At 49.5% G+C, this 12,494-nt stretch carries 9 protein-coding genes and 1 pseudogene; 2 read left to right on the forward strand and 8 right to left on the reverse strand.

Annotated elements, in window-relative coordinates:
* Nucleotides 1–33: 33 nt before the first annotated feature.
* A complete protein-coding gene (locus tag VGK02_07025; protein ID HEY3374798.1) occupies nucleotides 34–621 on the reverse strand; it encodes a PadR family transcriptional regulator in 588 nt (195 codons plus the stop codon).
* Nucleotides 622–1,484: 863 nt separating this feature from the next.
* On the opposite strand from VGK02_07025, the pseudogene VGK02_07030 reads away from it, so the two are divergent.
* A pseudogene (locus tag VGK02_07030) lies at nucleotides 1,485–1,976 on the forward strand (GGDEF domain-containing protein).
* A gap of 32 nt (nucleotides 1,977–2,008) precedes the next feature.
* Here the strand turns inward: VGK02_07030 and VGK02_07035 are convergent.
* The 4 genes from VGK02_07035 to VGK02_07050 form a co-directional block, all read right to left on the reverse strand.
* Complete coding sequence (locus VGK02_07035) at nucleotides 2,009–3,817, reverse strand: glycosyltransferase (GenBank protein ID HEY3374799.1); 1,809 nt, start codon at nucleotides 3,815–3,817, stop codon at nucleotides 2,009–2,011.
* 15 nt (nucleotides 3,818–3,832) lie between these two features.
* Nucleotides 3,833–5,044 carry a glycoside hydrolase family 57 protein gene (locus tag VGK02_07040; GenBank protein ID HEY3374800.1) on the reverse strand — a complete coding sequence of 404 codons (1,212 nt, stop codon included), beginning with the start codon at nucleotides 5,042–5,044 and terminating at the stop codon, nucleotides 3,833–3,835.
* Nucleotides 5,037–6,293, reverse strand: a complete 1,257-nt coding sequence (locus tag VGK02_07045) for a glycosyltransferase family 4 protein (protein HEY3374801.1) — start codon at nucleotides 6,291–6,293, stop codon at nucleotides 5,037–5,039. The genes VGK02_07040 and VGK02_07045 overlap by 8 nt, the downstream gene beginning before the upstream one ends.
* 373 nt (nucleotides 6,294–6,666) lie before the next feature.
* The gene (locus VGK02_07050) at nucleotides 6,667–8,625 is read right to left on the reverse strand and encodes an FAD-dependent oxidoreductase (GenBank protein HEY3374802.1); all 1,959 of its coding nucleotides are present in this window, start codon (nucleotides 8,623–8,625) and stop codon (nucleotides 6,667–6,669) included.
* A 343-nt stretch (nucleotides 8,626–8,968) separates the two neighbouring features.
* Between VGK02_07050 and VGK02_07055 the strand changes: the two genes are divergently transcribed.
* The gene (locus tag VGK02_07055) at nucleotides 8,969–9,556 is read left to right on the forward strand and encodes a hypothetical protein (protein HEY3374803.1); all 588 of its coding nucleotides are present in this window, start codon (nucleotides 8,969–8,971) and stop codon (nucleotides 9,554–9,556) included.
* 41 nt (nucleotides 9,557–9,597) lie between these two features.
* Here the strand turns inward: VGK02_07055 and VGK02_07060 are convergent, their stop codons facing one another.
* The 3 genes from VGK02_07060 to VGK02_07070 all read right to left on the reverse strand — a co-directional run bounded on the left by VGK02_07060 (nucleotide 9,598) and on the right by VGK02_07070 (nucleotide 12,414).
* Complete coding sequence (locus tag VGK02_07060; GenBank protein ID HEY3374804.1) at nucleotides 9,598–11,220, reverse strand: SpoIIE family protein phosphatase; 1,623 nt, start codon at nucleotides 11,218–11,220, stop codon at nucleotides 9,598–9,600.
* Nucleotides 11,221–11,620: 400 nt separating this feature from the next.
* Nucleotides 11,621–11,749 carry a cyclic lactone autoinducer peptide gene (locus tag VGK02_07065; protein HEY3374805.1) on the reverse strand — a complete coding sequence of 43 codons (129 nt, stop codon included), beginning with the start codon at nucleotides 11,747–11,749 and terminating at the stop codon, nucleotides 11,621–11,623.
* A 14-nt stretch (nucleotides 11,750–11,763) separates the two neighbouring features.
* Nucleotides 11,764–12,414, reverse strand: coding sequence for an accessory gene regulator B family protein (locus VGK02_07070; GenBank protein HEY3374806.1), 651 nt, complete (start codon nucleotides 12,412–12,414; stop codon nucleotides 11,764–11,766).
* Nucleotides 12,415–12,494: the final 80 nt, after the last annotated feature.

Consider the following 12,494-nt stretch of genomic DNA (forward strand, 5'->3'; position numbering starts at 1 on the left):
CCTCCAAAGAATGGTTGTCGGTTCGTAGAAGAATTATTGTTGCCTTTTACGCGGGCGCCCGCGCGGGCGCGGTTCCGGTTCGGGGAGCGGTTGCCGACGTATCTCTTCAATACGCGCCTCAATCATATCGAGCCACCGCAAATCCGCCTCAAGATGCATGACGGCCTTATCGAGCATCAATATATGCGCCAGCTCAGACGCTGGATCCGCCGTACCTCGTTGCGCGGTCACGTCGTGCAGCTCTTGGTAAAAGCTGGCGCGTTGCGTGTAGATGATCGTGCACGGGTCTACTGCCTTCGTTGCCAAGCCGATCATAAGCTTGACGAAGAATTCATCGCGTTGATGCTTGCCTATAACCGGCGTGGCGAGCCAATTGTTTAACTCCCACTGCCCCTCTGCAGTGATTTCAAAGACGCGTTTTTCCGGGCCTCCGTCTTGATCAATCGCCTTTTCAATAACCAGCCCTGCTTCCTTTAATCGCGACAGCGTCGTATAAATCTGGGCCGGTTTAACGTCCCAAATCTCCTCTCCACCCACCACGGCTTCGAATGCCGCATGAAGCTCGTAGCCGTGGCACGGTCGCTGTCCTAATAGCCCTAGCAGGGCATTTCGTACTGACATAATAAATATTCTACATGTTACTAGATTATAATGTAAGCATGAACCTAGCCCATATCCAAGTCAAGACCATACACTCATGTGCAAGCAGATTAAATATCTTTGGCGTGCAACTTCTCCAGGGATAGCTGAAAACGCCCTCTCGTTGCTTTTTGGATCACCGCGTCTTGACCAAAAGGCGCTTTTCGCTCAAGAAAAGGCAGATAATTAGTCCTCTAGGCTATAGTATTGATAATAAGTTGACGATAAGTATAATACGTAGATAATGTTTGGGACTGATTTAGGTGTTCTCTCAATTCGCTAGCAATATCTTTAAAGTACCACAAAATGTAAGCGTTAAGCACTACCGGTACGTTACGGTAATGCTTGCTTGCTATTTACTTGCTTTCTTAGCACACATATCGTTTGTTATTATATTCTACCTGCTCGGGATCAAGGCATTAGTACTGTTTAACGTATTTGTGAGTTGTCCCCTGTATATAGTAAGTTATTTCATGATTCGCAAAGGCTACGACAACATAGCAGCCTTTGCAGGAATGCTCGAGATAATCGTGCATTCGGCATTGAGTACTTACTACGTCGGTTGGAATAGCGGTTTTCACATCTACGTAATTACGCTTATCCCTCTCATCTTCTATAGTTCCCGTTCGACAATGGCGCAAAAGCTCTCAATATCGGTTTTAGCTGTTGCGGCATATGAAGCAATGTCATTAACGATGCAAGAAGCTACTGCGGTTTATAGTATCAGCACAACGACATTAAGCCTGGTAAACTTCTCTAACTATGCAATATTCTTTATCTTGCTCTCTACCGTAACTCAATATTACTGTAAGGCGGCTGTCGCCGCCGAGGCGAGACTCGATCGTATGTCGCGTGTTGACGAATTGACAAAGCTTTCAAACAGACGTCATATGATCGAGAAACTAAAACACGAACAAATGCGATTCGCTCTAAACCACAAACCGTTCTCTATTTTGATAACCGATATCGATGACTTTAAGCACATCAATGATGAGTTTGGCCACGATTTTGGAGATTTCGTTCTGTCGTCTATCGCCAATGCCTTCTCCTCTGAATTGTGAGGCATGGATTGTGTCGCCCGGTGGGGCGGCGAAGAATTCTTGATTCTCCTTAAGGAGACCGATAAAGAGCTGGCGCAACGTGTCGCAGAGCGGCTTCGCAAAATAATTGCAAGTATGCCTCTGATTTATCAAAACAAGAAGGTGTCGCTGACGGTTACCATCGGCGTCAGCGAATACAATGATGAGAAGTCAGATCTAGATGACATTATCAGAGAAGCCGATATCGCTATGTACAAAGGCAAATCACACGGCAAGAACTGCGTCATATCAGCTTAGAACCCCGAATTTTTAGACCGACCGTCACACTCTTACGCGGCCCCCAGCTTTGTTCCACCGACCGCAAACGCATATGCTTGAAAGTAATACTTCATAAGCAGTCTCCAATCAAAATTTTTGGCGAGCGTCTGAGCGTGAAGACGCAGCTGCAAGCGCTCGGCATCCTCCAGCATAGCGTGTCTATATAAGATCGACGATAGCTCTTTTAGCTGCACTTCGTAATTGCTAGCATCACGGTTCATCACATTGGTGCCGGAGAGCTTCTTGTTCGCTCCATTGTCCGCACCGATACGCTTGAGCGCACGCCCATACCCGGAAAGATCGCTCGTAATCAAAGGCAGCCCAAGCGCACCTGCCTCAAGCTGTGCATAATCCCACGGCTCATAGAGCGATGGAAATACGCCAAGATCCGCCCCGGCCATCACATCAAAAAGCTGCATATCCAAAAGACCGTCTCCGCCTGATAATTGAGCCGGGTAAAATACCACCTTCACCCTATCGCCAGCGGCGTTCAATAATTCTTTTTGCTTAAATGCGCTCAGTATCGCATCCCGATCGGCATCGGGTAGATCGTGCGTAACGAGCGGCGGGTTGCCGCCTCGCTTCAGACGCCGTTGATTCACGGGAACTTGCTCTAGAAATTCTTTGCCAAGAATCCATTCGCTATCGAAAGCATGCTCGCCACCGTAAGCGCGAGCAATACGATTTAAGACCTTTTCTGCTTCCTTACCGATAATCTGCATAATCTGTTGGTGCCTGAATTTGTTTTCGATCACCTGGTCGCTAACACCCGAGTTAGCCGCCGGCATGAACAACATCGCTACGATTGTTGTGTCGCTGTCTTCTTCCTTGAGCCTCTGGTTGAGCGCAGACAGCGCATCGATAAGGAGGTCGATTCCTTTTTCGTGAAACGCATAACGGCCGGCAGTGATGAAAAACAGCGTCTTATCAAGGTCGAACGAGTAACGTGGAAAGAAGTAATACTGCACAAATTCATCCAATTTCGTGCGGTTTTTGTGGTGCGCATTGTCGATCTCTTGCATGCGTGGAAATTCCATCAGGTCTAAACCGTTCGGTAAAACTACATCGGGCTTTCGACCGTAGAAAGCCCCGGCCTCTTTTGTGGTGACTTCGGAGGTTGTAGTAAACACATCCGCGTTGAGCGCCACCGCTTTTTCAAGGGTGTGCCGGCCGGTAACACCAGGGTCGGCTGCGACCCAGCCTTCATCGATGCTATCGATATTTTCACCGAAAGTAGCGCCTGCTAAGGCGAGGCTGCGACCTACACCCGTTGTGTGCACGGTAAACACCGTCGAGCAGTCGAGGCCGGCTGCTTGCGCGTATAAGAGCGCAGCCCCGGCCGCCCACTCGTGCGCATGAACAATAATGCACTCCCTTTTGACCCCCATATGGCGAATCGACTCTATAAGTTTGCCGGCCGCCCACGAGAACGCCAACGGTTCCTCGAAATCAGAACCGGCGAATAAAGAATCGACGCGATGCGTGTCCCACAGCCATGTCTTAAACTGTGCAAGCTGGGCGAGTTCATTCGTAAATTCAATCAGGATGACCTGAGGCTCCGAATCAAGAAGCCAGGTGCCGTAGTGAAATCGCAGCCCTTCGGCCGCAAGGTCGTTCCGGGCTCTCTGTAAGAATTCGGGAGGTTGCCGCCGAATGAACCGGCTTTCGGACACATCTGCAAAATACGGTCCGATTAAGAAATAATAGTCGTTATACTCCTCTTTAATCAAAGCGGATTTTGATGCAAGTATGGTATAGAGATCGCTAACCTTATTAGCGATCTCCCAGGAAACCTCGAACAAAAATGGTCTTGCGCGCATCCCTGCCTCCAGCCACTAAGCAATCTGACCGGTTTCCGATCTTTCCAAAGAATCCTCGATACGCTCGGCGAGATCGACCAGCGCGTTGGCAAAGTACATATACGCATCGTGCGGCCGATCATAGGCGCTAAAATACTTGTGGACGTCCCCATCGCTAAACCATTTGGTGCACATGTAATAAAAGAGGTCTGATATCTGCAGCTGACGCCATACTTTAAGCAGTGCGGGGTCTCGCGTCTCTCTTACGCGTTGCTCTAAATCATAGAGCGCTTGTATCGATGTCCTTTGCATATTGTTTCCCAACCAAGCCGAAAGGTCCCGCTCGGTATCCGCCCAGGAAACCGGGTGCGGCATCGACAGCTCGGAAACCGGCTCATATCTTGACGCTTCCTCACCCACAGTAACGAAATCCATATCCGGGTGCCTTAGAATCGCCTCCGGAAGGTGGCGCAAGAACTCAAAGATGCCGGTATCTTCCCACTGGTGCTCGCCAAGCGTCTCGTAATCCATGAACAAGTTGATTACCTGGCCGTTCCCGTTCACCCTATACACCCAGTGTGAGAATTTATCCACATTCAGAGGCCAACTTTCCCAGCTTTTATTTGAGAACCTGAAGGCGATATCATCAGAAAGCCGGTAGTTTTTCAGCAGAAGCCGTATATCTGTATCCTTAGCTCTGTACACAAAGTTTGGGCTTTGCCAGCCGAGGACAGCATCCCAACCCTCGGCCAGTATAGCCTTGAAGTTAAACTCTTCCACGAGCTTCGTTATGTGGTCGTAATATACCAGCTCGGTATTTCTAAATACGCTCGGCTCTTTGCCAAATAGCACTTTCATCAAGTTAATATGGTCTTGTACCTGCTCGCAGAACTCCTGAGCCGAATAGAGCGAGGCGAGCGAGTGGTAATAGGTTTCCGCAACGAGTTCAACACAGCCGGTGTCAACGAGGCCGCGAAAGCTATCGATGAGTTGCGGTTCGAACCGCATAGCCTGCTCTAACAGAACGCCGGATATCGAGTAACTTACCTTAAACCGGCCATCAAAGCGTTCGATCAGCTCGCGTATGATATTATTTGCCGGGAAATAGCACTTCGTAGCAACTTTATGCAGTATCTCGACATTCTTGGCATCGTCGAAATATTCAGGATTTCTGCCGATACCTATGACATCGTAAGCCTTAAGGCGCATCGGCTGGTGTACATGAAAATAGAGACAAACACTAGGCATGGGCCACTCCCTTTGCCGCCTGATCGTAAATACCGAGCAACTTACGAACGGCCCTATCCCATGTCAAGTATTTGATTTCATCCTGCGCCCGGAGCACCATATCTTTTGCATATTTCTCATCTTCGAGGAGCTTAAGAATTGCAGAAGCCATCTGCTCGATATCCCAGAAATCGACGGCAACACAGTTCTTAACCACCTCAACCACACCCGAATTCTTCGATACAATGACCGGTGTTCCGTTTTGAATCGCCTCCAAGGGGCCGAGGCCAAACGGTTCGGAGACCGATGGCATCACGAATACGTCGGCCATCTGGTACGCCTTATCCGTGTCGTGATCTCGAAGCCATGAATTGAAGAGTAGCTTCCCTGTAAGGTCCATGGCGGCAGCCATCTCCATCATCGAAGCCTGCATATCTCCCGAACCAACCATCAGGAACTTTACTTTTGGATACCGATCGGTAACTTGTTTGGCCACGCGAACGTAATAGTCGGGACCTTTTTGATATGTGACCCGTCCGAGAAACAGGACCAGCTTATGCCGCCGCTTGAGCGCATGTCTCGGCTGAACTGCCGGTTGCCGTGGCTCGATGCCGTTATGCAGCACGCTGATTTTATTGGGGTCGATATCATAGTACGTAGTGATAACCGATTTGGTGTGCTCGCTGACTGCGATAATCCGATCCGCGGCTTGTAAACCCTGTTTTTCGATATTGTAAATAGTCGCCCCGTCGTGCCGGTCGATTTCCGTAGCATGGACATGCGCGATAAACGGCACCTTTCTGCCTTGCCGTGCTGCGACTTCACGAGCAAGAATCGCCGCGGGAAAAGTCATCCATTCGTGAGCGTGAATGGCTGAGAAGCTTTGACGTTCGGCCACGGCCAGCACACCGCGCGCATAAATACCTATATGCGCGAGATGCCCGCTCAACTCACTAAAGCAGCTACTACACAAAGCCGCCCCCGGTACTGCAGCATAGCCACGGGTAAGAGCACACTGCTGCTTAGCAACTGTCTCAAGACACGCTTCAGCACCCGCCGGATTCCCAGGGGGATCACTCATCGCATATTCCGACGCATCATAAACTATCATCCAATCATATTGAGCACCTGGAAGTTTTTTTGGCAAGACAAACGAGACATTAACACCCTGGCCTGAGAGACCTCGTGTCATACCCTCACATGCCCGCCCGAGACCACCTGAATGATATGGGGGTAGTTCCCACCCCAGCATTAAAACTTTAATCGCCAATTCGCCACCTTTTCTTTGAAGTAAACACCCGTGCGCAGACACTGGCCGTAGGTGTATGCCGACATTGAAATTATCAAACGCTGCTGCTTCCCGTCAGTATATTGTTTGGAACGGTGTGCAAGCTAACGCATACACGCAGCTAAGGCCACATGCTATAACAGATTCTTACCACAGACTCGACCGCGTATAGCGGATATAGCAAAGATTTAATAAAGATTTTTAGATTTTTAGAACCCCTTTATTGCGCCGGGCTCGTATACATCTAAAAGCGCTGATTATAAAAGGCTTGTAACAACCTGGAGAAAGAGAAAAGATGACTTGCCGAAGCCATTTTTCGGGCGCTAAGCAATATATATCCCAAGAGGGCCTTTTTTTATGCTGCCAGCTCACCGCCACGCTCCCCTGCCGTAAGGCCGGCACGCGCTCCTTCAATCATTGCTTCCGTTACTTTTCGCGGCTCGACTGCATCACCGATTACCACTACCTGGGGCGCAATTTTGCGCAGCTCACCAACAATCGCGTTATTTGGAACCTGGCCCAAACAGAGCGCCACTGTGTCCGCCGGTAACACCTCCGATCGTGCCGGGGGTTCCACAAACACCTTATCGGTTTCAATTTTCATGATCTTTGTATTTGTAAGCGTCTTAACATCTTTGCTCTGCAAACGCGCTATTAGAAGATCGCGGTCTGCTGCTGCCGCGTCCTTTGCAATGTCTCCGAGCATCTCTACAATAGTTACATTGTGGCCTTGATCGGCGAGAAATTCTGCGGTCTGTGCCCCCGAGCACCCGCCACCCGCAACAACCACGTTTCCCTTGGCGGTCATCGTACCTTCAAGAAGATCGCGATTCGTAATGACATTCTCACCGCTAATACCGGGAATACTTGGCCGAACCGGAGAGGAGCCGGTGGCGACAACAAGCACGTCTGCGCCTTCCTTCTGGACAAGATCGGCGGTTGCCGTTGTCTGCAAGCGCACATCAATCCCGAGGCGATTCATCTCGTGCCCCAAATATTGGCGGAGTTCTTCCCAGCCTGGCCTATGCGGTGGCGCCGCCGCAACTACAAGCTGACCACCCAGGTGATCGAGTTGTTCAAATAGCACAACGTGGTGGCCCCGGCCGGCCGCATATTTAGCGGCTTCCATGCCTGCCGGGCCTCCCCCGATAACCAGAACCTTTCTCTTAGACTCAGGAAAGGGTCGTGCGAATTCCTCTTCTCTCGATGTTTCCGGGTTGACCGTACACCAGACGTCTTGCTGCCCGAACAGCCGTGTAATACACCCCTGGTTGCAGGCAATACATTTATCGATGTCACTGGTGCGGCCTTCTAGGGCTTTATTCGGCCAATCCGGGTCGGCTAGCAGCGGGCGGCCTAGCGCCACAAAATCAGCTTTGCCGGTCTGAATAATGTCATTAGCAAGCTCTGGAGTGCGTATCTTTCCAACGGCAATAACAGGCATTTTAACCGCACCTTTTATGGCCTTTGCCAAGGGCACGAGCGGCCCATCGGGAATTGCCATTGGCGAGATCATAGCTCCCCGGTCAAACGACGCGTAATTTCCAGCCGAAACGTGAATCGCGTTTACGCCAAGCTCTTCTAGCCGTTGTGCTATCTTCACTGAGTCATCGAGCGTTAGGCCGGTTGGAACCTGCTCCTCGCCGGAAATGCGGACGATTACTGGAAAATCGGCGCCCACTGTGGCCCTAATCGCCTGGATTATCTCTGACACGAAGCGCATCCGGTTTTCCAGCGAACCACCGTACTCATCATCGCGCGCATTACTAAACGGTGAGAGAAATTGCGTAATGAGATAACCGTGGGCACCGTGAACTTCCACAAAATCGCATCCCGCTTCTTTGGCACGACGCGCCGCTTGCGCGTAGTCGTTTACGATCGAATGGATCTCATCCACAGAAAGTGCCCTGGGGACCTCATTAACCGTCGGATCGGGAATGGGTGATGGGGCAACCGGCTGCACACCCATTATTGCGGATGCTGTTTGGCGGCCGGCGTGAAATATTTGCGGCCCGATCACCGCTCCGTAGCTGTGCGCTATGTCTGCAAGTTGCCTCAAGCCCGGAATAACATCATCTGTATGTATACTGAGTTCATTAACAAACCCTTTGCCGTCCGGGCGGACATATGAAGCCTCAAGAATCATAGCCCCAACACCACCGCGTGCGATGCGCTCAATGTGCTTAGCGTATTTTGAAGTAACCAATCCATGCTCATCTGCGTAGTTTCGCACCATAGGTGCCATAATCAATCGGTTCTTCGTCGTTAGCGAGTCTATTGTGCCAGTGGAAAACAACGCCGGAAAATTACTCATCTACATCACCTCATCTACTCTGTTGCAATTAATTGCGCTAGACTTTACTAATTAGTTGATTCTCTGCTTCAATAAATTTGACTATACCCAACAAAATTCCATTGTAACTAGGGAATTAGAGTTCCCACGAGCGAAGGTAAGTAAGTTTTGAGGCTGCTGCTCCCGAAAGGTATATGCGTGGAGAAGTACCGTATTCGGCCTCACGCCCCTTTATAAAAATGCGCTTGTAAGAGCTAACGGGATGTGCGAAAACGGGTAAAAACTTAGAGGACAATTCCAACCGAGCTGCTCAACTAATTAGCTTGGATACTTTCGACGCATTAATAAGAAGCAGGGTCAGTTCATGCAGCGGATTTCAAAGAAGCATATATTATTTTTTGTGCGCTGGTTTGTGCGCTATAACGGCAGGCTGTACTATCTGCAAGCCAAGATGCCTGAGCTACCCGACCGGCCCGACCGGCAGCTTGCCCGGTCGCTTGACACTAAACGCAAAGTCGCCCATTCAAAGATTCGCGATATAACCGGGGGTTATGGTAGTCTTTGCAGATCATGTGGCCGTTGCTGCTTGGAAAGAATCGAACGATATACCGATTTCGACCAATTCATCCATGCCGGCATGGGCGAGCCGTTAGATCACTATGATCGGAAAATATTGAATCTCCCGGTAATGCTATCAAATAGCGTAAAACGCGCCTTCGCACATCTGCGTGGCTCTGCGCAAAACAGCCAGAAACCCTGCCGATATCTGGGTAAATCCGGTTGCACGCTGCCACACGAGAAACGCCCGATTCTCTGCGTCTCCTGGTTCTGCCCAAAATATATCTTCGGAATGCAGCCCAGCAGCCTCGATTCCTTAGAGGAGCCATTGACCGAGATACTCTCAATCCACGACGAGATTGCCGAGGCCGTCACATATAAGAAAGGGGCTTAGCGCTCGCGCGGATACTGCTCGGGCGGATACTGCTCGGGCGTTTAGAGGGATACACAAAGAACGGCGAGATCGTCCGATAGCCTACTACTGGTCTGGCTCATAATCTCGTTAAAGATGAGTTGCGGCAGGTTGGCAACACTAATGTCTTTTAGACCTTCAATGAACTGCACTAGCCCCTCTTCACCAAAGAACCGGCCCTCGTGTCTCGCTTCGATAACTCCGTCGGTATAGCCGATTAGAATATCTCCCGGTCTGAGGATCACCTCGTTATTAACAAATGTGAGATTCTGCATCATACCGACAACCGGTGAGTTGGTCTCAAGCTGTATTGTTCTGCGGCTGGGTTTCTTAAGCAGAACAGGTGGATGACCGGCGCTGCAGTACGTCAAACAGCCGGTCTTAGTATCAAGCACCCCAAAGAACAAGGTCGCGAACATCGAATCGGGGATCGATTTTAACACTACGTCGTTCGCTCTTGCCACAATCGAAGCCGGTGAACCGTTTTCATAAGCGTATGCCTGAATGGTGTTCTTGATAAGTGCGGTAAATGCCGCAGCCCCAAGCCCTTTTCCGGATACATCCCCGATAATAATGCCAACGCGCCCGCCATCGAGCTCAAAGAGGTCGTAGAAGTCGCCGCCGACTTTAGCGGCCTCGGTTGCCGAATGATAGAGATGCCCGAATTTGATCCCGGGCACGTGTTCGGGGACCGTTAAGAGTGCCTCTTGCAGGGTATCTGCAATATCACGCTCGATTTCATAACGGCGTACATTTTCTAGAGCAAGCGAGATGGATGCGGATAATTTAGTCGTAAAATCGATTTGATGCTCGGAAAACGCGAGCTGCGCTGAATGGTAATTAAAGATAAGCGCCCCGATAGGCTCTCCCCTAACAATGAGAGGAACAACGATCATTGAACGAATCCGGTAGGTTCGCGCGATATCCGGGTTAACTCGCTCGTCATGGTAAGCATCGCTAATGGTTACGATCTTCTTTATTTTCACGGCAACAGCTATATGCGGAGCACTCTTCTCACTAAACCGCTTGCCCTTAAACTCGTCCGGTAGCCCATAGACATATTTTGCAACCCACCCGTCATTATTGTTCAGCAAGATCGCGGAGCTTTCAGCGCCGATAGCTTTGGTTGCGTCAACGATGACTCTCTTCATCACTTCTTCGAACTCAAGCGTCGAGTTTATCGTAATATTGATATTGTTTAGAGCATCGCTGAATTCCCTTACGGCTGCCAGTTCTACTTCTAGACGTTCTCTCTTTACACTGTCTATAGTTCTGTGGGCTGCCTCATATCGAATCGGATCGAATAGGGTAAGGACGACACCAACTAGCTCACCTGTATCGCCTTTAAGGGGACTAATCGAGGCAGATACGATAGAGGCAGCCCCATCAGATTGTTTTACTATACAACCAATATCATGCACGGGTTTTCCGATAACCAACGATGAAACCAGGGGCGCTTCACCACGAGGTGAATCAAGGTCAAGCACGGTTATCTTAACCGGCAGATCTCTTAACTTGCGGCCTAGGATTTCCATCCCTTGCAAACCTAGAGTTCCCTCTGCCTGGGAATTGGCAAACGCGATACGGCCATTTCTGTCGACAACGATAGCACCACCGGGCATAGCCTCGAGGATGCTATCAACCACATGCTCTCCGAACGTACTCCAGGCGACCGCTCCCAAGCTAGAACTCCTTAACCAAGCATATAGATTGCTTTCAGGTTCATAAAAATCCGGCCAGATTGATTTAATAAATCGCTTTGCCAACATTTATTGCTGTCCTCAAATCTACATTTCGTAGCATGTCTCTTGGTATAGAACGCCAAATAATTTGCCGGGCAAACCCCCTCTTTTCAAGACGCCCTGATTGATTGTAACGCCTGCCCTGTTGAATCGTGTATCTAAAGTAATAATAGGCAAACAGCCACTTAGTTTATACACATCGTGTCTGAAAAGGAAGAATTCGTGTCTGAAAAGGAAGAAAATAAATGAGGGTGCGTCTTGACGCACCCTCATTTATTCTTTAGATGCCTAACATTTGCAGGTTTTAGGCGTCTTTCAAGTGTTCCGGAGTCTCGGGTTGATACCAGATAAAGAAGCTTGCTGATACTTGGCCGAGCCCGGACGCCGCATTAGCTAGATCGGCAATCATTGAAAGAACGTGGTGTTTTATCATACTTACCACTTTTTTCACCTCCCATGTGCGTACAGTGAATCTAAACGGTCTTCCGCCAGCCCACCGAATCGGTAGCTTAAAGGCGAGATACTTACGATCTGCAGAATAAAGCCGCCGATGCTCGATAGACACATCGTCATTGTCATCATGGCGGGTGAGGTTAAGGTTATCAGAATGATAAGGGTCGCCCACAAAACAACAAATAAACTTGAAAGTCGCCGGTACATTGCTTGTTTTGCTTTACCCTTAATAGGCTTCTTAGGGTTATCGGCAGGCGCCCACATATGAATAAAATAGAGCCCGATAAGAGCTGAGAAAGCGATAGTTATTATGATATCGGGAGCATCCATAAAAGGTGCGGCAGCGATAGCGACAAAGCTTATGCATACAGTAGTTACCACGCTGAATGACAAACAGCGCATATACGTCCTAAAATGAGTGCCGCCGGAAAGAATACGCAGGCTAATGGATGTCGCGAGCAGGGCAAAAACATATGGTACTATGCCGAGTATCAAAGAAACCATAAGGATTACCAAAGCCTTGATTAAAGACCCGAGAATAATCTCGAGTCCGTAGCGGACGGTTTCTCTTTGTTCGTGATCGAAACCTAGCTCGCTGCCAATGTAGCGGGAAATATTCGCGGCTACGCTTTGCATGTTGGCCATCTATATCTCCAGTGCAACTCTCCAAATTAAAGGTACTGTGTCTGGCTGAGATGGTTACAGCATGTGCTTACACATGCTGT

This window comes from Candidatus Aquicultor sp. (assembly GCA_036504445.1).
Taxonomy (GTDB): Bacteria; Actinomycetota; Aquicultoria; order Aquicultorales; family Aquicultoraceae; genus DASXVE01.